The 21,724-nt window shown below is 62.3% G+C and carries 21 protein-coding genes; 10 read left to right on the top strand and 11 right to left on the bottom strand.

Going from position 1 to position 21,724, the window contains the following annotated elements; genetic code table 11:
- Positions 1-24: 24 nt before the first annotated feature.
- The 3 genes from AC4CWF_RS22740 to AC4CWF_RS22730 all read right to left on the bottom strand — a co-directional run bounded on the left by AC4CWF_RS22740 (position 25) and on the right by AC4CWF_RS22730 (position 3,180).
- Complete coding sequence (locus tag AC4CWF_RS22740; protein ID WP_491285779.1) at positions 25-867, bottom strand: carbohydrate ABC transporter permease; 843 nt, start codon at positions 865-867, stop codon at positions 25-27.
- Positions 864-1,793, bottom strand: coding sequence for a carbohydrate ABC transporter permease (locus AC4CWF_RS22735; protein WP_491285777.1), 930 nt, complete (start codon positions 1,791-1,793; stop codon positions 864-866). The genes AC4CWF_RS22740 and AC4CWF_RS22735 overlap by 4 nt, the downstream gene beginning before the upstream one ends.
- An 85-nt stretch (positions 1,794-1,878) precedes the next feature.
- Positions 1,879-3,180 carry a type 2 periplasmic-binding domain-containing protein gene (locus AC4CWF_RS22730; protein WP_491285775.1) on the bottom strand — a complete coding sequence of 434 codons (1,302 nt, stop codon included), beginning with the start codon at positions 3,178-3,180 and terminating at the stop codon, positions 1,879-1,881.
- Positions 3,181-3,382: 202 nt separating this feature from the next.
- Here AC4CWF_RS22730 and AC4CWF_RS22725 point away from each other — a divergent pair, with 202 nt between their 5' ends.
- Positions 3,383-4,393 (top strand): ABC transporter ATP-binding protein, encoded by a 1,011-nt coding sequence (locus AC4CWF_RS22725; RefSeq protein WP_491285773.1) that lies wholly within the window; start codon positions 3,383-3,385, stop codon positions 4,391-4,393.
- A gap of 52 nt (positions 4,394-4,445) precedes the next feature.
- Here the strand turns inward: AC4CWF_RS22725 and AC4CWF_RS22720 are convergent, their stop codons facing one another.
- Complete coding sequence (locus AC4CWF_RS22720; protein ID WP_491285771.1) at positions 4,446-5,057, bottom strand: ferric reductase-like transmembrane domain-containing protein; 612 nt, start codon at positions 5,055-5,057, stop codon at positions 4,446-4,448.
- An 11-nt stretch (positions 5,058-5,068) separates the two neighbouring features.
- Complete coding sequence (locus AC4CWF_RS22715; protein ID WP_491285769.1) at positions 5,069-5,557, bottom strand: twin-arginine translocation pathway signal; 489 nt, start codon at positions 5,555-5,557, stop codon at positions 5,069-5,071.
- 257 nt (positions 5,558-5,814) lie between these two features.
- On the opposite strand from AC4CWF_RS22715, the gene AC4CWF_RS22710 reads away from it, so the two are divergent.
- The 7 genes from AC4CWF_RS22710 to apnL all read left to right on the top strand — a co-directional run bounded on the left by AC4CWF_RS22710 (position 5,815) and on the right by apnL (position 13,978).
- Entirely contained in the window at positions 5,815-6,642 is an 828-nt protein-coding gene (locus tag AC4CWF_RS22710) for a phosphogluconate dehydrogenase C-terminal domain-containing protein (protein ID WP_491285767.1), read from the top strand.
- A gap of 83 nt (positions 6,643-6,725) precedes the next feature.
- Positions 6,726-7,667, top strand: a complete 942-nt coding sequence (locus AC4CWF_RS22705; protein WP_491285765.1) for a D-ribose ABC transporter substrate-binding protein — start codon at positions 6,726-6,728, stop codon at positions 7,665-7,667.
- Positions 7,668-7,736: 69 nt separating this feature from the next.
- Complete coding sequence (locus tag AC4CWF_RS22700; protein ID WP_491285763.1) at positions 7,737-8,372, top strand: DUF2291 family protein; 636 nt, start codon at positions 7,737-7,739, stop codon at positions 8,370-8,372.
- 1 nt (position 8,373) lies between these two features.
- On the top strand, positions 8,374-9,921 hold the full coding sequence (locus AC4CWF_RS22695; RefSeq protein WP_491285762.1) for a sugar ABC transporter ATP-binding protein: 1,548 nt from the start codon (positions 8,374-8,376) through the stop codon (positions 9,919-9,921).
- Positions 9,918-10,982 carry an ABC transporter permease gene (locus AC4CWF_RS22690; RefSeq protein ID WP_491285759.1) on the top strand — a complete coding sequence of 355 codons (1,065 nt, stop codon included), beginning with the start codon at positions 9,918-9,920 and terminating at the stop codon, positions 10,980-10,982. The genes AC4CWF_RS22695 and AC4CWF_RS22690 overlap by 4 nt, the downstream gene beginning before the upstream one ends.
- Positions 10,983-10,988: 6 nt before the next feature.
- On the top strand, positions 10,989-12,023 hold the full coding sequence (locus AC4CWF_RS22685; protein WP_491285757.1) for a Gfo/Idh/MocA family protein: 1,035 nt from the start codon (positions 10,989-10,991) through the stop codon (positions 12,021-12,023).
- Complete coding sequence (gene apnL, locus AC4CWF_RS22680) at positions 12,020-13,978, top strand: D-apionate lactonase (protein ID WP_491285754.1); 1,959 nt, start codon at positions 12,020-12,022, stop codon at positions 13,976-13,978. The genes AC4CWF_RS22685 and apnL overlap by 4 nt, the downstream gene beginning before the upstream one ends.
- 9 nt (positions 13,979-13,987) lie before the next feature.
- On the opposite strand, the gene AC4CWF_RS22675 is transcribed toward apnL, so the two are convergent.
- Complete coding sequence (locus AC4CWF_RS22675) at positions 13,988-14,704, bottom strand: transcriptional regulator NanR (RefSeq protein ID WP_491285752.1); 717 nt, start codon at positions 14,702-14,704, stop codon at positions 13,988-13,990.
- 149 nt (positions 14,705-14,853) lie between these two features.
- On the opposite strand from AC4CWF_RS22675, the gene oiaX reads away from it, so the two are divergent.
- Positions 14,854-16,110: a 3-oxo-isoapionate-4-phosphate decarboxylase OiaX gene (gene oiaX, locus AC4CWF_RS22670; protein WP_491285749.1), complete on the top strand. Its 1,257-nt coding sequence runs from the start codon at positions 14,854-14,856 to the stop codon at positions 16,108-16,110.
- A gap of 4 nt (positions 16,111-16,114) precedes the next feature.
- Entirely contained in the window at positions 16,115-17,425 is a 1,311-nt protein-coding gene (locus AC4CWF_RS22665) for a four-carbon acid sugar kinase family protein (protein WP_491285747.1), read from the top strand.
- Between the two features lie 54 nt (positions 17,426-17,479).
- Here AC4CWF_RS22665 and AC4CWF_RS22660 read toward each other — a convergent pair whose 3' ends face one another.
- Genes AC4CWF_RS22660 through AC4CWF_RS22640 form a run of 5 tightly spaced genes read right to left on the bottom strand, consistent with a single transcriptional unit; the run spans position 17,480 to position 21,721 of the window.
- A complete protein-coding gene (locus tag AC4CWF_RS22660) occupies positions 17,480-19,198 on the bottom strand; it encodes a dihydroxyacetone kinase family protein (RefSeq protein ID WP_491285745.1) in 1,719 nt (572 codons plus the stop codon).
- Positions 19,195-19,422: a hypothetical protein gene (locus tag AC4CWF_RS22655; RefSeq protein ID WP_491285743.1), complete on the bottom strand. Its 228-nt coding sequence runs from the start codon at positions 19,420-19,422 to the stop codon at positions 19,195-19,197. Before AC4CWF_RS22655 ends, AC4CWF_RS22660 begins: the two co-directional genes overlap by 4 nt.
- 53 nt (positions 19,423-19,475) lie before the next feature.
- Complete coding sequence (derI, locus tag AC4CWF_RS22650) at positions 19,476-19,931, bottom strand: D-erythrulose-4-phosphate isomerase (protein ID WP_491285741.1); 456 nt, start codon at positions 19,929-19,931, stop codon at positions 19,476-19,478.
- 15 nt (positions 19,932-19,946) lie between these two features.
- Positions 19,947-20,714 carry a triose-phosphate isomerase gene (locus AC4CWF_RS22645; RefSeq protein WP_491285739.1) on the bottom strand — a complete coding sequence of 256 codons (768 nt, stop codon included), beginning with the start codon at positions 20,712-20,714 and terminating at the stop codon, positions 19,947-19,949.
- A 56-nt stretch (positions 20,715-20,770) separates the two neighbouring features.
- Positions 20,771-21,721, bottom strand: a complete 951-nt coding sequence (locus tag AC4CWF_RS22640; protein WP_491285737.1) for a sugar-binding transcriptional regulator — start codon at positions 21,719-21,721, stop codon at positions 20,771-20,773.
- Positions 21,722-21,724 lie beyond the last annotated feature (3 nt).

Genomic DNA, 21,724 nt, shown 5'->3' with positions numbered 1-21,724 from the left:
TATCTCGTTTGCATGGGTCCGATCTCAGCCCTTGACGGCGCCAGCCGTCAGGGCGCCGAGGATCAGGCGCTGGAGTGCGAGGAAGGCGATGATGGCCGGCACCACGGAGACGAGGCAGGCGGCGGCCAGCAACTGGATGGAACTGTCGTTCTGGGTGCCGGCATACTGGAAGATGCCGACGCCGATGGGTGTGAGCGATTCCTTGGTGATCAGCAGGAAGGGCACGAGGAACTGCGACCAGCCGCCGATGACCGAGATGATGAAGGCCGACGCTATGCCGGGTGTGGACAGAGGCAGGATGACGCGCAGGAAAACGCCGAAGCGGCTGCATCCGTCGATCATGGCGGCTTCATCGAGGGTGGCGGGAATGCCGTCGATCGTGCCCTTGAGGATCCAGGTGACCATGGGAACCGCAAGCGCGATATAGACCATGGTGGCGCCGAAATGGCTGTCGGTGAGCCCGATCGAGGCCATGTAGCGATAGAGCGGCACCATGATGACGAGTGGCGAAATCATCTGCACTGACAGAAGCGCCATCATCCACGCTCCCTTGCCGCGAAATTCGAAGCGAGAGAAGGCATAGGCCGCCGGCAGCGCCACGACCAGGCAGCCGAGCGCCGACAGGGACGACAGCTTCAGCGCATTCCAGAGATAACCGGCAAACTTGTCGGAGGAGAGGATGGTGATGAAGTTGTCGAGCGTCGGGGCTTTCGGAATGAAGCGGCTGACGCCGAGAAACACTTCCTTGCGGGTGCGCAAGGCGAGCGACAGGAGCCACAAAAGCGGCCAGGCAAAGAAGGCGAAGATGACGAGCATGAACAGATAGCTCAAAACATCGCCGATGCGTTCGCTGGTGCTGGCTTTCATCTTTCTTCTCCCTTGGGCAGGAAGGCCGCGTAGATGAGCGCCAGCCCCAGGCTGATGATCAGCATCAGGATCGACAGCACCGCGCCGCTTGCGAGGTCATAATTGCGGAAGACGACGTTGAACGTGTAGAGCGACAGCACTTCTGTGGAGCGGCCGGGGCCGCCGCCGGTCAGCGAAATGATCGCATCAAACGTGTTCAGCGTCTGGATGGTGATGAGGATCATGTTGACGAGGATGGCCGAGCGCAATTGCGGCAACGTCACATGGAAAAGCCGCTGGCGCGCCGTTGCGCCATCCACGGAGGCTGCCTCATAAAGCACCGGATCGATGGCCTTCAGCGCCGCATACATCACCACCATGGAAAACGCGGTGCCGCGCCAGACATTGGACACGACTACCGACCACATCACGAGGTTTGGATCCGACAGCCACTGCACGGGGGAGGCCCCCATCAGCCGCAGCAGGCTGTTAAGCCCCCCGAACGGCGCCTCGTTGAACAGCATTTTCCAGATGATGCCGCCGGCAATGCCGGGCACAACCCAGGCAATCAGCGCCGTGGTGCGCACGATCGTGGTGCCGAACAGCCGGCGTTTTTCGCCGCGCACCACCACCAGTGCGATGAAAAGCCCCAGCAATTGCTGGGAGAACACGCTGGCGAGCGTAAACGTGGCCGTCACGCCGAGGATGCCGGGGATTTCAGGGCGCGTGAGCGTCTGCGCAAGGGTGGCCAAGGTGTAACCGCCCTCGTCACCCAGAAGCGTGGCGCGGGTGAGCGCCAGCCGGAAGACGTCGAACACGGGGTAGAGATAGAACAGGCCGAGCACGAGGATCAGGGGCAGCAGCCAGGGCGCAACCCTTGGCTTTTGCCGGGCGCGAGCCGGGGCTGCCGTGTTCGGCAGGGCGGTTATGGCGCTTGCTGGGGGCATGGGATCATCCCGTCGGACGTTATGATGATGAGGGCAAAGGCGCCGGGGAAGCAGCGGCAGCCCAAAACTTCCCCGGCTGGGAGGATCAGAGACGCTTGAACGCGTCGAGAGACGCCTTGAAGGCTTCATCGACCGCCGCGTCCGTCGGCTGGCTGCCAGTTAGAACCTTGCCCATCATGATCTGGATCTGGTTGGAGATTTCCGGATAGACGGGCGCGCCCGGACGGGCCTGCCCCACCTTCAGCGCCTCGGCAAAGGCCTTGTTTTCCGGCGTCGAGAACACCGGATATTTGTCATAGAGGTCGGCGCGGGTCGGCAGTTGCTGCTGCAGCTCGTTGGCCGGTCCCATATAGACCTCGCGCGCCAGATTGGCGCACATTTCCACCTTGGCCGGATCCTTGGCGAAGGAGGCGACCGTCCAGCCGCCGGTGCCGGTCGAGCGCTGGTCCTTCGTCGGGCCGGGCAGGGCCGAGAAGGTCCAGTTGGCAAGGTCTTCCGGTTCCAGCGTGGTCTTCAGCTGCGACATCTGCCAGTTGCCGCCGACAAAGAGCGCCGCCGTGCCGGCAGCGGCCGCTGCGTTGAAATCGTCGTAATTGCCAATGGTGGCGACGCGCTTCGGGGCCGCACCCGATGCCACCAGGTCGCGGTAATAGTTGACCGCCTTCACAAATTTGGCGCGGTCTTCTCCCTCGCCGAAGATCGGCTTTCCGGCATCATCCACCAGCTTGCCGCCTTGGCCCCAGAAATTCGCCAGCCAGTCGAACGTGGTGCCTTCGTAGCGGCTGCCGTTGAAGAGGATGCCTTCCATGCCCTGGTCAACCGAGGCAAGCGCTGCTTTTTTCGTCTCGTCCCAGGTCTGCGGCGCATCGGGGATGATCGCCTTGTTGCGATAGAGGACGCGCAGGTCCGTCGACCACCACCAGGCATAGATCTTGCCATCTGTGCCTGTCACGCCGTCGCGGATGAAGGGGAAAAGCTGGTCGATTTCTTCCTTCTTGAAATAGGGCGAGAAGGAAGACAAAACGCCGGCCTTCTTGAACAGCGGCAGCACGAAGGAATCGACGGCGGCGCAATCGGGCGCATTGCCGGACTTCGACTGTTCGAGCATGCGTGCCTGTTCCTGCCCGATATCACCCGACATCATCTGCAGCTCGATCTTCCAGCCGGGATGGCGGGCGACGAATTCGTTGAACAGCTTGCCATAACCTTCGGCAATGGCGGGTTCGTTGTTGCGCGGGCCGTCTGTCGTCATGCGGAAGGTCAGCGTCTGCTTGGCGTCAGACGGGCCGACGCTATCGCCGGTAATGGTGTTTTGCGCCATCGCCGGAAGGGCGGTGGAAACGGCAAGCGCGCAGATGAGCGCGCGGCAATGCGTTGTGCGTGTCATGTGGTTCCCTCCCAAGGAATGCGCCGGATGTGCGGCGCGTGTGCATGTTCAGCCAGCCGAAAAGGCCGGCCTTCCAAGCCGCGTCGCCTTTCCCTCCGGTCTTTCGCGGCCTTGCGCTGTCTCCTCAACAACGTGCTTTCCAGGCCGTTGAAAATAGATTAAATCACTTTTGTTTTGTGTCAAGCACGCTCGGGAGGAAATGATGGCACAGGTCGAAATCACCAATCTGCGCAAGAGTTACGGTGCGCTGGAGGTCATCCACGGCGTGGATGTTCACATCGAAGACGGCGAGTTCGTGGCGCTTGTGGGGCCATCCGGCTGCGGGAAATCCACGCTGCTGCGCATGATTGCCGGCCTTGAATCGATCACCGGCGGCGAGATCGCCGTGGATGGCCGCATGATCAACGATCTGGCGCCGCGGGACCGCGACATTGCCATGGTCTTTCAGAACTACGCGCTTTATCCGCATATGACGGTGGCGAAGAACATGGGTTTTGCGCTGAAGCTGCAAGGTCTTGGCGCCGACGAGATCAAGGAGAGGGTGGCGCGCGCCGCCACCATTCTCGATCTCGGCCCTTATCTGGCGCGCAAGCCGGCAGCGCTATCCGGCGGGCAGCGCCAGCGCGTTGCCATGGGGCGCGCCATCGTGCGGGCGCCAAAGGTCTTTCTGTTCGATGAGCCGCTGTCCAACCTCGATGCCAAACTGCGCGTACAGATGCGCTCGGAAATCCGTGACCTGCAGAAGCGGCTGGATACCACCACCATCTACGTCACGCATGATCAGGTGGAGGCAATGACCATGGCCGACAAGATCGTCGTTTTGCAGCAGGGGCAGGTGGAGCAGATCGGCCGCCCGCTTGATCTCTACCGCGAGCCGGCTAATCTGTTTGTCGCAACCTTCATCGGTTCGCCGCAGATGAACCTCATCACCGGGCCGGTTGCCGACCGCGCCAATGCGGCCACCATCGGCGTGCGGCCGGAACATCTCATCGTCGGATCGGATGGTGAGGGATGGAGCGGGCAGGTGCTCTCGGCCGAATATCTCGGCAGCGACACCTATCTCAGCGTGGAAACCGAGGAGGCCGGGCGTTTGCAGGTGCGCACCGATGGCAGCTTTGCCCCGAGGCAAGGCGATACCATCCGCCTTGCGCCAGCCCCGGGACACCTGCATCGGTTTGATGCCCAAGGCCGTGCCATCAGCCATGGATCCTGATGGGGCAGGGGCTGCGGTGCTGCCACCAACGCGAGGCCGTGTTGCGTAGCCGCTAAAGCAGGCCCCGAGATGCCAGCCGTTTCGTTCGCAGCCATGGGGCAATGAACGCGGCCAGCGTTGCAATAATGGCGAGACCGCACAGTATGGTCTTTGAAACAGGTTCCATCGTGCCCTCGATCAAAAGCGCGTGGACTGCACCGGCAAGCACGACAATGCCGGCAAGGATCGTATGGCTGAAGCGCCACACACGGGGTGGAAGACGACGCCGCAGCGCCGCCAGGAGTGCTGCTGCAAATACGGCCCACATGGCGCTGACGCCCCAGATTGAAAACGGCGTCGGAGAGCGAAACAAGAGAGCGTCGATGACATCTGGAGGGCTGGTGGCCCACAGGCCGGCAACATGGATGACAACGGCTGCAACGAGGAGGGCCCCCGTTGCGCGGTGGAGGCGGCGGCCGCGTGTCAGGCGAAGGCCGGGCAGCCAGCCGCGAACCAGCAAGGGTTGCACGAGGGCAAGGCAGAGCGCCAGGATGCCTGCAAAGCCGGCGACAATATAGACCGGATCGCGCCAAGCCAGGTATTCGCTGCTAGCGGCCAAAGCCAGCGGCAGGATGAGCGCGAGCCCCAGGACAGTCCAGATCAGCAAAGCGCGAACTCTTGGCATGGTCTCTCGGATCAAGCCGGCTGGAGGACGAAATGCGCTTCCAGACTTGTGACCTTTGGACTTGGCAGCAAGGGCCGCAGAAAGACCGTGTCATACTCGCCGCTGTCATAGGCGAGGTGCGCATGGGCCTGACCAAGTGCCGGCACGATCTGTGGCATTTCCAGTCGAAACATGCCGTTGGCATCTGTCAGCGTTGCGCCATGGCTGCGCAGGTCGCGCTCGCTGCCTTCGGTCGTATGGGCCCAGATCTGGATCCGCTGTCCAGCGAGCGGTGCGCCGTCGCCGGCACGGCGCACCGTGCCTGACATCCAGAAGCCTCCGCCGCCGATCCTGTCAACGATCTTTGCGCCGGGAATATAGTTGTTGGAACCGCCGCGCATGGAAGGCGTTTCGGCAACCGCTGCAGCGCGGGCGGTCAGGGGGATGCCAGCAAGCCCGGCCACCACAAGGGCACCACCCGCGGCAAGCACGTTTCGCCGCTCAAAACCGATGTCTGGCATGTCGATCTCCATCGCAGGTTTGTTTTTGAACTCTGTCAAACGTAGTGCCGTTTTGGTCGGCGACCAATCGAAGGGGCAAACAATTACGGGCACGGTTTCGTGATGGACGGCCCCACGTTCGCAAAGAACGGCCCAAATGCATAGCAGCTTATTTGATGATATGCCTATTGACATGTCATACCAGTTGAATGCAATAAAAGGCGGCGGGTCGGGATATGACACGCGGGAGCGCTTTGCCATTCCTGAGGAGGACTTCAATGACGACAATTGCCTTGTTCGGAGCGGGCGGCAAAATGGGGTGCCGGCTGGCCAAGAACCTGAAGGGGTCGCGCTTTGCCGTGCACCATGTCGAGGTTGGCGAGGCGGGCAAGGCGCGTCTGAAGAGTGAACTCGACATCGACTGCGTGTCGGCAGATGACGCGCTTGGCAGCGCCGATGTGGTGATCCTTGCCGTGCCCGATACGGCCATCGGCAAGGTTGCGGTCTCGATCGCCGACCGGCTGAAGCCCGGCACGATGGTGGTTGCGCTTGATGCGGCAGCGCCCTTTGCCGGCCATCTGCCGGAGCGCGCGGACCTCACCTATTTCGTCACGCATCCCTGCCACCCGCCGATCTTCAACGACGAGACGGACATGCAGGCCAAGCGTGACCATTTCGGTGGCCTGTTTGCCAAGCAGCATATCGTGTCTGCGCTGATGCAGGGGCCGGAGGAGGCCTATGCGCTCGGCGAAGAGATCGCAAAGGTTATCTGGTCGCCGGTCATGCGTTCGCATCGCGTCACGGTGGAGCAGATGGCGATGCTGGAGCCGGGGCTTTCGGAAACCGTCTGTGCCTCGCTTCTGGTGGTGATGCGCCAGGCGATGGACGAATGCGTTGCCCGCGGCGTGCCGAAGGAGGCGGCGCGCGATTTTCTGCTCGGCCACATGAACGTGCTGGGCGCTGTGATTTTTGAAGAAACGCCGGGCGTGTTTTCCGATGCCTGCAACAAGGCCATCGAGTTCGGCATTCCGGCCCTCATGCGCGACGACTGGAAGAAGGTTTTCGAACCGCAGGAGATCACCGACAGCATTCGCCGCATCACCTGATTTCGATTTTGGCCGGGAAAACATCCCGGCCGATGCATGCCCCTCGCGGGGAGCGGGGGGAACGGTTTCATTGGGAGGATAACATGAAACTTACTCGCAGGCTTACCCTTGCAGCCCTTGGCGCGACACTTGCGGCAGCCACCGCAATGCCGGCCTTTGCCGCGGATCTGATTGCCATCATCACGCCGTCGCATGACAATCCCTTCTTCAAGGCCGAAGCCGTTGGGGCTGAAAAGAAGGCCAAGGAGCTTGGCTACGAGACGCTGGTTCTGGTGCATGATGATGATGCCAACAAGCAGTCGCAGCTGATCGATACGGCCATTGGCCGTGGTGCCAAGGCCATCATTCTCGACAATGCAGGCTCGGAAGCCTCGATTGCCGCCGTCCAGAAGGCCAAGGATGCCGGCGTTCCCTCCTTCCTCATCGACCGTGAGATCAATGCGACCGGCGTTGCCGTGTCGCAGATCGTCTCGAACAATTACCAGGGTGCGCAGCTTGGTGCCGAACAGTTCGTCAAGCTGATGGGCGAAAAGGGCAATTATGTCGAGCTGCTCGGCCGCGAGGCGGACCTGAATGCCGGCATCCGCTCCAAGGGCTATCATGACGTCATTGACGACTATCCGGAAATGAAGATGGTCTCGCAGCAATCGGCCAACTGGAGCCAGACGGAAGGTTATTCCAAGATGGAAACCATTCTGCAGGCCAATCCGAACATCAAGGGCGTCATTGCCGGTAATGACACGATGGCGATGGGCGCGATTGCAGCCCTTCAGGCCGCTGGCCGCAAGGATGTGATCGTCGTTGGTTTCGATGGATCCAATGACGTGCGTGATTCCATTCTCGCCGGCGGCATCAAGGCAACCGTCATGCAGCCCGCCTATGCGCAGGCGCAGCTTGCCGTGGAACAGGCACACGAATTCATCAAGACCGGCAAGAAGCCGGCAGATGAAAAGCGGCTGATGGATTGCATTCTCATCACTGCCGACAATGCCAAGAAGCTCGAGACCTTCGCGCTCAGCCAGTGAGCTGATCGACAAGGCGGCGGCGGAACCACGGTCGGTTCCGCCGCGGCAGTCCATGAGCGGAGAAATTCCATGTCGCAGATGCGTACCGCCGTTGTCCTTGCCGCTTTTTGTCTTGCGGTGACCGGCTGCAAATTCGTCGAGACGGCTGACCAGCAGGCGCAGGCCGCTGCCAGTGCGTTTGATCCGGACAAGATGGTGGCCGGCGCCTGGGACGCCGAAGTTCTGCCTTACATGAAGCAGCGCGCCGGCGCGTTCGAAAACGTGATGGCCCTGATCACCTCCAATCCCGATGCCGCGGCTAAGCAATTCGGCCACAAGGAAAAGGAGGGCAACGCTCCCTGGACCTATGTGGCAACGGTGAAGGGAACCATCGTGACCGCCGAAACCAAATCCCGCGCCGCCTCTGTGGAGGTGGATGTGAACGGGGATGGCAAGCCGGATGTGCGTGTTGCCATCGGTCCGGCCATTCGGGGAACCGCGCTGCGCGACAGTCTCGGCTTCGTCAACTTCAACGCCTTCAAGAACCAGATCGACTGGGCGCAATATGGCAAATCCTTCAACACCCATGTGAATGCGACGGTGCTGGAAAAGCTGCCGCGCGACGGGCTGGTCGGAAAGAAGATCGAGGCGCTCGGCGCCTTTCCGCAGCCGCCTGCCGGAGAACTGCCGCAGTTCGTGCCGGCAACGATCACGGTTGGAGGCTGACATGGCCATGGCAGCTGATGATGATGTCATCCTTGAACTGCGCGATGTGACCAAGGCCTATTCGGGCATCGTGGCTCTCAAAAAGGCTGACCTCAAGCTGCGGCGCGGCGCGGTCAATGTGCTGGTCGGCGAAAACGGCGCCGGAAAATCGACGATGATGCGCATCATCGCCGGTGTCGAGCAGCCGACACTTGGCGAGATCTGGATGGGCGACAGCCGCATCCATCTGTCATCGCCGGCCGATGCGGTGCGCCACGGCATTGGTATCGTCTTTCAGGAACTGAACCTGTTTGGCAATCTGAGCGTGGCGGAAAACATCTTTGCCACGCGCGAGCTGACGCGCGGCCTGCGCGGCATCGATCACAAGGCGCAGGTGGCAAAGGCCAATGAATTTCTCGACCGGCTGGAAGCGGGCATCACCGCCGATACGCTGGTGGAGGATCTGCCCATCGGCCAGCAGCAGCTGGTGGAAATTGCCCGCGCCGTCTCACTCGATACCCGTATCCTGATCCTCGACGAGCCGACTTCGGCGCTTAGCGCTGCCGAAGTCGACGTGCTGTTTCGGGTGATTGCGGAACTGAAGGCGCATGGCGTTGCCATCGTCTACATCTCGCACCGGCTGGAAGAGTTGATGCGGATCGGCGATTACATCACCGTGCTGAAGGATGGCCAGATCACCGGCGCTGCCATGGTCAAGGACATCGACACCGCCTGGATCGTCCGTTCGATGATCGGTTCGGATGCCAAGGACTTTGCCAAGGATGTGAACCACACGCTGGGGCCGGAAGTCCTGCGGCTGGAGGATATCACGCTTGCGCGTCCAACCGGCGGCCTTTCCGTCGATGATGTGTCGCTTTGCGTGCGCAAAGGCGAGATCCTCGGCATCTATGGCCTGATGGGCGCCGGGCGCAGCGAACTTTTCGAATGCATCATCGGCCGCCATGCCCATGCGCGCGGCCGTATCACGCTTGACGGGCAGGCGCTTCTGGAGCGCGATCCGACCGGTCGCATTGCGCGTGGCATTGCGCTCATTCCGGAAGACCGGCAGCGCGAGGGGCTGGTGCAATGCCTGTCGATTGCGGAGAACCTGTCGCTGGCAAGCCTTGGCCGCATGGTTCGCTTCGGCTTCCATATCGATCGCAAGCGTGAGAGTGCGGCGGTGGCAGACGCCATCCGCAGCCTGTCGATCAAGGCGCGCAATCCAGCCTTCGAGGTGACCTCGATGTCGGGCGGCAACCAGCAGAAAGTGGTGATCGGCAAGGCGCTGATGACCGGGCCGAAAGTGCTTCTGATGGACGAGCCGAGCCGCGGCATCGATGTCGGCGCCAAGGCCGATGTGTTTCGCACCATGCGCAAGCTTGCCGGGGATGGCCTTGCCATCTTGTTTTCCACCTCCGACCTCGATGAGGTCATGGCGCTTTCCGACCGGATCGCAGTGATGAGCAGCGGCAAGCTGGTCGCCATCATGGACAGGGCCGAGGCAACCGAAGACCGCATCGTCAAAGCCTCCGCCGAGGGCCACAAGACCAAAAGGATTTCTGCACGATGACAACAGTGACCCCGATGGCAGAGACCCGGCCCGCAGACAGCGGCTCGCTGCTGCTGACCGTGATGAAGCTTCGAACCTTTATCGCGCTTCTTGCGGTCATCCTCTTTTTCTCGATCTTTGCGCCGAACTTTCTGTCGACGGCCAACATGATCCTGATGTCGAAACACGCCACGCAGAACGCGTTTCTGGCCATCGGCATGACCTTCGTCATTGTCACCGGCGGCATCGATCTGTCCGTAGGCTCGATTGTCGGGCTCTGCGGCATGATTGCCGGCGGCCTCATCCTCAACGGCATCGACCTGCCGATGGGCTACACGGTCTATTTCAACATTCTGGAAGTGGCCGTCATCGTCACGGTGGTCGGCATCGTCATCGGGGCACTGAACGGGCTGTTGATCACGCGCCTCAACGTGGCCCCCTTCATCGCAACGCTTGGCATGCTTTATGTGGCGCGCGGTGCTGCCCTTCTGTTCTCCGATGGCCAGACCCTGCCCAATCTTGCCGGCCGCCCGGAGCTTGGCAATACCGGTTATGCGATCTTCGGTTCCGGCACCGGGCTCGGCATTCCCGTCTCGATCTGGATGCTGGTCGTGGTGGCGCTGGGAGCTGCCTATTTTGCCCGTTTCGTACCGCTCGGGCGCCATATCTTTGCCGTTGGCGGCAATGAACGGGCCTCGCGCATGTCCGGCATCCGCGTCGACCGGGTGAAAATGTTCGTCTACATGTTTTCCGGCTTCTGCGCGGCGCTGGTCGGGCTCGTCATCTCGTCGGAACTGATGGCCGCCCATCCGGCAACCGGCACGAACCTTGAACTCAACGCCATTGCGGCAGCCGTTCTGGGCGGTACGTCCATGTCCGGTGGGCGTGGCACGATCGGCGGCACCATTGTCGGCGCCTTCGTCATCGGTATCCTGTCGGACGGGCTGGTGATGATGGGGGTCTCGTCCTTCTGGCAAATGGTCATCAAGGGACTTGTCATCATCATCGCCGTGGTGGTCGATCAGGCGCAGCGCAAGCTTCAGGCCCGCGTGACACTGATGCAGATGACGAAGCAGGGATAAGCGGACATGGCAGAGTTTCAAGGTGCCCTCATCGGGTGCGGGTTTTTCGCCGTCAACCAGATGCATTGCTGGCGTGAGGTGGAAGGCGCCGGGATCGTCGCGATCTGCGACCGGGATCCGGAGCGTCTGCGTCTCGTCGGCGATCAGTTCGGCATTGCCCGACGCTACACGGATGCAGCCGCCCTGTTTGCCGACGGCGGGTTCGATTTTGTCGATATTGCCACTACCGTCCAGAGCCACCGGGCGCTGGTCGAGATGGCAGCCGCCCACAAGGTGCCGGCCATCTGCCAAAAGCCCTTTGCGCCGACGCTTACCGATGCAAAGGCCATGGTGGCAGCGACGAAGGCGGCCGGTATTCCCCTGATGATCCATGAGAACTTCCGCTGGCAGACGCCAATCCAGGCGGTGCGCAAGGTGCTGGAGGAAGGCGCCATCGGCACGCCCTTCTGGGGGCGCTTCTCGTTCCGCTCCGGCTTTGACGTGTTTGCAGCCCAGCCCTATCTGGCTGAAACGCCGCGCTTCATCATCGAGGATCTCGGCATCCACACGCTGGATATCGCCCGCTTTATCCTGGGCGACGTGCGGTCGCTGACCGCACGGACACGCCGCATCAACCCAAAGATCAAGGGCGAGGACGTCGCGACCATTCTTCTTGATCATGACAATGGCGCGACCTCCATTGTGGATGTCAGCTATGCGACGCGCCAGGAGAGCGAACCGTTTCCCGAAACGCTGATTGAACTGGATGGCGATGAAGGTTCGCTGCGCCTGACGAAGGGGTACGGCCTGACGGTCACGAACGCCACGGGCACGACAGTCACCGATGTGTCGCCCGCACTCCTCTCCTTTGCCTCACGCCCCTGGCACAACATCCAGGAAAGTGTGCTTCTCATCCAGCAGCATTGGGTGGATGCGCTGAAGGCGGGCGCGGAGACTTCGACATCGGGCGACGATAACCTGAAAACCTTTGCTCTGGTCGAGGCCGCCTATCAGAGTGCAGCCTCCGGTCAGACCGTTGCCATCGGGCCGCTTCTCATATGACGGCGCAGGAGACAGACGATCGCGCCTTCCGGCTTTTTGGCACGCGCGTTCAAGAACCCGCGTCTCGGCTTCTGCGGGCCGGACGAATGACGGCACGGTTTGTGGCCGGCGGGCTGCGGACGATTTCCTATGACGGCGTCGAGGTTTTGCGCGCCATCGCCTTTGTGGTGCGCGACCGCGACTGGGGCACCTACAGTCCTGACATCACCGATCTGACGGTGGAGGAGGGGGAGACGGAAACCGTCGTCACCTACCGCGCCCTTTGCGAGAGGCCGGGTCGAAGCCGGCTTTTTCTCCGTGCGGCAATCACCCTGTCGGCCACGGGCAGCCTGGTCTTCAGGGCAGATGCCGAGACGGACACCGGGTTTGAAACCAACCGCTGCGGCTTTTGCGTTCTGCATCCGATTGTCGGTGTCGCCGGCACACCGGTCAAGGTAGAGCATGTGGATGGGTCGGTGGAGGATGCCGTCTTTCCCGACCGCATCGCGCCATGGCAGCCGTTTCAAGACATCCGCGCGCTCACCCATCAGGTGATGCCAGGCGTTGACGCGCAATGCCGCATGGAGGGCGACACGTTCGAGATGGAGGACCAGAGAAACTGGTCGGATGCCTCCTACAAGACCTATGTGCGGCCGCTGGCGCTGCCGTGGCCCTATTTGATCGGTTCTGCGGAACGCGTGGCGCAGACAATTTCGCTCACCGTGTCCGATCGCCGAGCTGAAAAACCGCCGTTTCAACGCGAAGGCGACAAGCCCGTCACCCTCGCCTGGGGCGAGGATCTGGGCCGTCTGCCGGATATCGGTCTCGTTGTGACGCCGGAAGAAGCGCGCGCGACCAGAACGGCACTTGCGGAAATTGGCCATTTCGGCGCCTCGGCGCTCATTTTGCATTTTGATCCGGGGGCAGGGCACGGGCTTGCGGCCCTGCAGGATTTTGCAGCGCTTGCCGCGTCGTTTTCCGGCGCCACCAGCCTGGAGATTGCGCTCCCCTGCCAGCGTCCGGTAGCGGAGGAGCTGGCGGAGATCGCAAACCTTGTCGGCGAGGCGGGGCTGCGGCTCGATGCGATCATCGTCTCCCCCTCCGTTGACCGGCAGTCGACGCCGCCGGGCAGTCGCTGGCCGGATTGCCCGCCGCTTGCCGATGTCTATGCGGCAGCAGCGGCCGCTTTCCCCACCGTGCGCCTCGGCGGCGGCATGCTGAGCTATTTCACGGAAATCAACCGCAAGCGCGTGCCCGCCGAAAGGCTGGATTTCGTCTGCCACGCCACCAATCCGATTGTCCATGCGGCCGATGATGCAAGCGTCATGGAAACGCTGGAGGCGCTGCCCTTCATCGGCAGATCCCTGCGCGCGATTTATGGTGACAGGCCCTACCGCGTCGGACCATCCACGCTTGCCATGCGCCAGAACCCCTACGGCAGCCGCACCATGGACAATCCGGACGGGCGGCGGATTGCCATGGCCAACCGCGATCCGCGCCACAATGGACTGTTCGGCGCAGCCTTTGCGGCCGGATACGCGGCGGCCTTTGCCTCTGCACGGCTTGAGCAGTTGACACTTTCGGCGCTGACCGGGCCATTCGGCCTGATCGCTGGGGAGGGGGAGCCCGTGCCGCCTGGAACGGTGCGGCCGGTCGGTCGCAGCGTGGAAATGCTGGCCGGCATGGCGGGCTGGAGCGCGCAGGCCGTTGATACAGGCTCGTCCCGCGCCGTGTTTGGCCTTGCAGCCAAAGAGAGGATCGGTCACGCCGCCTTGCTGCTGGTCAACGTGACGCCGGGCGCTGTGTCGGTGGATCTTGGCAAGCTTGGTCTTCCGCGCGCGGTGCAGCTTTCCATGCTGGACGAGAACACCATGAACAACGCGGCCGCTCACGGCCTTTCGCCCACGCCGTTTGCCGGTGGGGTGCTCGTTCTCGCCCCCTATGCCGTTGCGCAACTGCGCTGGCTTTCGCCGTGAGGCCAGCGCCTATTTGCGGTTCTTCAGGGCATAAAGCGCGCGCGAGCGTTCCAGGTGCTTGATCATCGCCTGTTCGGCAAGCTCGGAATCGCCGGACTCGATCGCCCGAATGATTTCCTCATGCTCGGTCAGGGTGAAATTCTCACGCCCCGTCCAGATCAGCATTTCGGAATGATAGGCTTTCAGCCAGCCGAGCATGGCACCGCTGACAGCGACATAGATCGGATTGCCGGAAATCTTTGCGATGCACACGTGAAAATCCATGTCCGCTTCGATGAAGGCATCGGCATTGCCCAGGTTCTGCACCTGCCGCTCGAGCACCGCCTCCAGCTCAGAGATCTGCTCGGGGGTCGCCCGTGCTGCGGCCTCGCGCACCATGCCGCGCTCGAAAAAGATACGGGCGCTTTTCAGGTGCTCCAGCGAATCTTCCGAACCCGACAGCATCAGCTTTGCCGGAAGATCGACCTGCCGGATGATGGATTCGGCGGTGATGCGCAACACCTTGGCCCGCTCGCCTTGCGAGATTTCCACCAGCCCCTTGCTCGCCAGCGCCTGCATGGCTTCGCGAATGGCCGGGCGGCCCACGCCGTAACGCTCCATCAGCTCGCGCTCGGAGGGCATTTCATCGCCAGCGCGCAGCTCGCCGTTTTCGATCAGAAACTTGAGCCTGGCAAAGACTTCGTCAGCGATCTTGCGGCGCAGGATGGGTTCGGAAACGATGCTCATGGATCACCTGATTTCAACGCTTCTGAATAACATCTGAGCCTTTATGCGCAACGGCTTTCTGGCGCACGCGCTTGCAATAACATAAATACTCATTATACCAGTTGAGCCAATATGACAAGCGCGCTGCCCCGGCAGTGGAGGAGGATGACGTGATCCGTTTGACCTATCGCATCGAAACATCAGGCTCGGTGGAGGCCATGGGCGCGAAGATTGCCAGCGACCAGTCGACGGGCACGTTTGTGGCCCTTCCCGGGGAAACCGAGGAGCTGAAAGCCCGCGTCGCAGCCCGCGTCACTGCCATCCGCCCCTTGGCGCCAAGCCGCCATGCCTCGTTTCCGAGTGAAGCGGCGGGCGCGACGCATTTCAACCGCGCCGATGTCGATATCGAGTTTCCGCTCGATGCGGTGGGCACTGATTTGTCCGCGCTGATGACGATTGCGATTGGCGGCGTGTTTTCGATCAAGGGGATGACCGGCATCCGCATTGTCGACATGCAGCTGCCGCCGGAATTTGCCGCAGCCCATTTGGGACCACAGTTCGGCGTGTCTGGAAGCCTTGCTCTGACGGGCGTCACCGGCCGGCCGATCATCGGCACCATCGTCAAGCCGGCGCTTGGCCTTCGCCCGCACGAAACGGCGGAGATGGTGGGCGAACTGATCGAGGCGGACGTCGATTTCATCAAGGACGATGAAAAGCTGATGAGCCCGGCCTATTCGCCGCTGAAGGACCGGATCGCAGCGATCATGCCGCGTATTCTCGATCACGAGCAGAAGACCGGCAAAAAGGTCATGTATGCCTTCGGGATCAGCCATGCCGATCCCGACGAGATGATGCGCAACCACGATATGGTGCTTGAAGCCGGCGGCAATTGCGCCGTCATCAACATCCATTCGATCGGTTTTGGAGGCCTTGCCTTCCTGCGCAAACGCTCCGGCCTTGTGCTGCATGCCCATCGCAACGGCTGGGATGTTTTGACACGCCATGAAGGCTTAGGCTTCGAGTTTTCCGTCTATCAGCAGTTCTGGCGCCTGCTCGGCGTTGATCAGTTTCAGATCAATGGCATCCGCGTCAAATACTGGGAGCCGGACGAAAGTTTCGCGCGCTCCTACCAGGCGGTTACGACGCCGCTGTTTTCACAAAAGGATGTCGTGCTGCCCGTCATTGGGTCGGGCCAATGGGGTGGGCAGGCGCCCGATACGATTGCCGTCAGCGGCGGCTCGACGGATCTTCTCTATCTCTGCGGCGGCGGCATCGTTAGCCATCCCGGTGGCCCCGGCGCCGGTGTGCGCGCCGTGCGGCAGGCGTGGGAGGCCGCGGTGGCGGGGATTCCGCTGCCGGTCTACGCAAAAGACCATCCCGAACTTGCCCAATCCATCGAAAAATTCTCCGACGGCAAGGCGGCCTGAGCCGATGGCGCGACCGCTGATTTCCTATTATGGCGATGATTTTACCGGCTCCACCGATGTCATGGAGGCGCTCGCCTCCAACGGCGTTGAAACGGTTCTCTTCCTGACGCAGCCGGATGACGCCCTGATGCAGCGCTTTTCAGGCGCGCGGGCCTTTGGCCTTGCCGGCACCAGCCGCAGCCAGACGCCGGACTGGATGGACACGCATCTGCGCGCCGCATTTCAATGGCTGAAGACGCTGGACGCCGAGCTTTGCCACTACAAGGTCTGCTCGACCTTCGATTCCGCCGCCCATATCGGCAATATCGGCCGGGCCATCGAGATCGGTAGATCGGTGTTCGGTGTCGAGACCGTGCCGCTTGTGGTGGGCGCCCCACAGATCCGCCGCTACACGGCCTTTGGCGAACTCTTTGCCGCCTATCAGGGCCGCAATTATCGCATCGACCGGCATCCGGTCATGTCCCGCCATCCGGTAACGCCAATGGACGAGGCCAATCTTCTGCGGCATCTGGCGCGCCAGACGACGCTTTCGGCGGCCCATCTGGATAATGTGGCACTGCTGGCGGGCGATGCGCCGGAAAAGGCAGATATGCTGCTGATCGATGTGTTCGATGCGGCAACGCAGGCCGCCGCCGGCCGCCTGTTGTGGAACGATTTTCGCGCGACCTCCCCATTTGTCTGTGGTTCGTCGGGGGTGGAATATGCGCTGGTGAAGGCGTGGGTTGAGGCGGGAGAGATTGGCGAAAAACCGGTCTTTGCCGCCCCCGGTGCTGTCGATCGGCTGGCGGTTGTTTCCGGCAGCGTATCGCCAACCACCGAGCGGCAGATCCGTCACGCGCTGTCGAACGGATTTGACGGCGTCTCGCTCGATCCGCTTGCTCTGTCCGGTGAGGAAAGTGAGATCGAAATCGGCAAGGCTGTGGCAGCCGGGCTGTCATCGCTGCAGCAAGGCAGAAGCGTCGTGGTTTACACAGCCCTTGGCCCCTCGGCCGACAAGGGGGCAGAGCTGGATCACGCTACGGAGGCGCGCCATCGCCTTGGCCGGGCGCTGGGGCGCATCCAGGTGGAACTGGTTACCCGCGCCGGGCTTTCCCGCGCGGTTGTCGCCGGTGGTGATACGTCAAGCCATGCGCTCGGCGAGATGGGCATTGCGGCACTGACCCTGAAACTGCCTCTGCCGCAGACGCCCGGTTCGCCGCTTTGCGTGGCGCATGGCGGTCCGGTGGACGGACTGGAGATTGCCCTGAAGGGCGGACAGGTGGGGAATGACGACTATTTTTCCATGATCCGCGCCGGCGGACGATCCGCCATCTGACGGGCAGGACGACAGAAACCCCAATGCGGGGTTTCGATGCGACCGACGGTCATTTCAAGCCTGCCGGATCTCACCCACACGGTCCACAAGCGATCTGGCGATAAGGGCCAGCGACGTTGCGCCGGGATCCGCATGGCCGATGCTGCGCTCGGCCAATGGGCGGGCGCGGCCAAGGCGGGGGCGCATCGCAGCGGTGGCTGTTGCCGCTGTCTCTGCGGCAGCCGTGGCATTCTGCCAGGCTAAGGGCAGCGCGCCCGTTGCGGCATACTCTCGTTCCAGCGTTTCGACGAAGGGCGCCAGTGCATCGACCAGTGTCTTGTCGCCGGGTTTTGCACCGCCCAACTGCATCACGTCATCCAGCGCCAGACGCGCACCGCGCACCACCATGTCCGGCGATATCGCTAAATCGTTGGAAAATGCCTGGCTCCACGATCTGAGCAGAAGACCCCAGATGACACCCGATGTGCCACCGGCACGATCTGCCCAGGCATCGGCGGCAGAGGCAAGGGCAGAGGCTGATCCGGCGCCGGCCTTGACGGCTGCGCGAAGGGCCTCGTGCCCCGCCGTTGCGCCGCGCCGCATGCCTTGCCCATGGTCGCCGTCGCCGGCTTTTGCATCGAGCGCGCCAAGATCCGCCTCGGCGTCGATCACGGTCTGCAGCAGGCGCTCGAAGGCGCGTTCAAGGCAGGCGGCACTGGCCTGAGAGGCGGGCGTGGCAGGCTCCACCAGGGATGTGGGCGTATCTTCCATGGCAATCGCCGGCGTTGCCTCACCGGCTGCGATCACTCCACGGCGAAAGGCCGGGGTATCGCAGGGCGAAAGCCAAAACCGTTCCAGCTCCTCGTCCAGCCACATCAGCGTCAGCGAGCAACCCTGCATGTCCAGACTGGTAACCAGCTCGCCCACGTCTTCACCGACAACCGTAATGCCGGCCGCGTCCAGCTGTTCGGCAACGACGTTCCAGAGAACGAAAAGCTCTTCATATTTGGTGGCGCCAAGGCCGTTCAGGAGCACGGCGGCGCGCGTGGCACCCGGCGGCTTTTCCGTGAGAAGCGTCTCCACCATGAGAGCGCCAAGCTCGGAGGCAGAAGCAAGCGGGCGCTCCTCGATTCCGGGCTCGCCATGGATGCCAAGGCCGAGCGCCATCTGCCCCTTCGGCACGGTAAACAACGGTTCTTTTGCGCCGGGAAGCGTGCAGCCGCCAAAGGCAACACCGAAGGAAAATGTGTGAGCATTGGCCTTTCGCGCCAGCCGCTCCACCTCATCGAGCGAAAGGCCCGCCTCGGCGGCGGCCCCAGCGATCTTGAAGACGGTGACATCGCCTGCAATGCCGCGGCGCTTTTCGATACTGTCTGATGGAGCGCTTGCGACATCATCGGTCACCTCGACGATGCGCACGTCGATGCCTTCCGCCCGCAGCCGGGCAGCGGCCACGCCAAAATTCAAAACGTCGCCGGCGTAATTGCCAAAGCCGAGCAGAATGCCGCCGCCAAAGTGGGCGGCGCGGCAGACGCGCGTGATACCCGCGGTCGAGGGGGAGGCAAAGATTTCGCCGGCCACCGCCGCATCGGCAAGGCCCGGCCCGACATATCCCGCAAAGGCCGGATAATGGCCGGAGCCGCCACCGACGATGACGGAAACCTTGCCGTCCGGAACGGCTGTTGCACGCACCACACCGCCGCGCACCAGATGAACATAACGCCGGTAGACCTTGGCAAAACCTGCAAGTGCCGTGCTGGCAAAACCTTCAGCCTGATCAAGGATTTTCGTCATGGTGTTTTTCTCCCAATATCCACCCGGCCCGCAATTGTCTCTTCATCCGTCGCTGCGGCTGCGGTGTCAATATTGGCGAGGAACTGCGGCAATGATTGCAGCAGGGATCGCAGGAGTGATCGCAGGTGGAGGAAGTTTGCAGGCATGCGCGCCAGCGTAAGCCATAAGATCAGAACGCCATACTGGCCGTCATGGTGGACCACCCTCGTGACAAGCGAGATCATGCGGTCAAGCTGCGGAAGACCGAAGGGGAGGCGCTGTTGCGCCTCCCGGTCGTTCAATTCGAGTGGTACTTGGCGTCCACGTCGTTGATCGCCTGCACGTTGGAGGCGGAGCGGCCGTTTTCGTCAAAGGTCTGCGCCAGATAAGCGTCGGCGATGGCTTTTGCCAGTTCCGAGCCGATGACGCGGGCGCCCATGGTGATGATCTGCGCATTGTTGGAAAGCGCTGCCCGCTCGGCCGAATAGGTGTCATGCGTCAGTGCTGCGCGGATGCCCGGCACCTTGTTGGCGGAAATGCACACGCCGATGCCGGTGCCGCAGACGAGGATGGCGCGCTCGTATTTTCCCGCCAGAACCTCGTTTGCCACGCGGTCAGACAGGGTGGCGTAGAACGCATCGGCGCCGGCATCGGTGCGCGATATCTCCGACACCTCGTGGGTGCCCTTCAGGTGATCGGCCAAAATCTTGGCAAGGCCTTCTCCGGCGCTGTCGCCTGCAACTGCAATCTTCATGATGTTTCTCCCTGGTTAAAGTTTGGCGGCGCAGCGCGAGAGAATGTCGAGATAACCTTCGACATTCCAGGCGGAACGCCCGATGAACAGCCCGTCGATATGCGGGCAGGTGATAAGCTCTTCGCAATTGTCCGGATTGACGGAGCCGCCATAGAGGCAGGGCACCTTGCGGCCCAACACCTCTTCTGCGACTGCAATGATTTCGGCCTGTCGGGCATCGGCATAATCGGAGGTGGCCGGAATGCCATTGACGCCGATCGCCCAGACCGGTTCATAGGCAAAGAGGATTTCGGCCTCCGTTTCTGACCCGGCAAGCTTGCCGAGTGCGCCGCGAACCTGCGTTTCGAGAACCGTGCGCGCCGCACCGGCTTCACGCTCGGCCAGCGTTTCGCCGATGCAGATGAGCGGGATGAGGCCGTGTCGCACCGCGGCTTGTGTCTTCAGGCCCACCGTCTCGTCGGTTTCGCCAAAATGCTCGCGTCGCTCGGAATGGCCAAGCTCGACGATGTCGAGGTTGCAATCCTTCAGCATCGGGGCTGAGACCTCGCCGGTCCAGGCGCCGTCATCGGCCCAGTGCATGTTCTGCGCGCCGACCTTCACGGAGGTCTCGGCAAGCATGGCCTTCACTTCGCGAACGGCGGTAAACGGCGGAATGACAAAACGCTGGATGCGCGGATCACGCACCGCATCGGCCGTCTTCAGTCCCTCGGCAAAGGTTTTCGCCTCTGCCAGCGTCTTGTTCATCTTCCAGCTGGTGCCGATCCACACATGCGGCTTGGTCATTTTTGTCATTCCGGTTGTTCGGTTGCTATCTTCAGGGGTGCCGGTGTCGCCTCTTGTCAGCTCACCAGTGCGCGGGCGGTCGGTTCGTCGGTAATCAGGCCCTTGAGGCGGCGGCTGCGCAGGACAGCGCGGATCGAGGCGAGCTTCTGCAAGCCGCCGGCAATCGCCACGATGCGGGTGTGCTCAGGCGTTTCGAGATCGACCGACAGCGTGCGGGCGCTGAGCGTCGTTTCCAGCACGCGGCCATCGCCATCGAAGAAGTGGCCGAGCATTTCGCCGACCGCGCCGACGGCGGTGATTTCGGCGATTTCGCGCCGCTCGATCATGCCGGAGGCGACAAGCTGGGCGCTGGCGTCGGCCGTTCCGATGCCGACGATTTTGAGGCCTGCACTGTTCGACATGTCAAAGATTTCCCGCACGCCGCGCTGGGCGAGCAGGATTTCGCGATCCTCGGCGGAATTGGCGAAAAAGGGCACCGGCATCACATAGGATTGCGATCCCGTCTTTTCAGCCAGATTATACATCACGTCATGCGGGTTTGCGGCGTAGTTGCGGGTGAGCCCGCCAAGCAGCGACACGAAACGGACACCGGTTGCCTCAAAGCGCGGCATCTGGCGCACGGCTGCCGCCAGCGTGCGGCCGTGGCCAAGGCCGATGACATTATAATCGCCACCCTCGATCGTACGGCGCAGAAAGCTCGAGCCGGCAAGGCCAAGCGCGCGAAGCGGAAGACCGTCCTCGCCCAGATCCGGCGCCACCTCGCAGAAATCAAGGCCATAGCGGTCGCAAAGTGCCGCTTCCAGTTCGACGCATTCGACGATGGCGCCATCGATCGAAACCTTGACGACGCCATCGGCCACCGCGCGTGCAATCAGCCGGTGCGCCTTGACCGAGGGTACGCCGAGGCGTTTGGCAACGGCGGCCTGCGTCAGTCCGCCGGCGTAATGCAGCCAGGCGGCGCGGATCGCGAGGCTTTCTTCGGGATCGCTGTCACTGCGGCGGGCCATTGC

This window comes from Neorhizobium sp. PAMB6630 (assembly GCF_058242775.1).
This window is presented reverse-complemented; position numbering and strand designations above follow the sequence as displayed.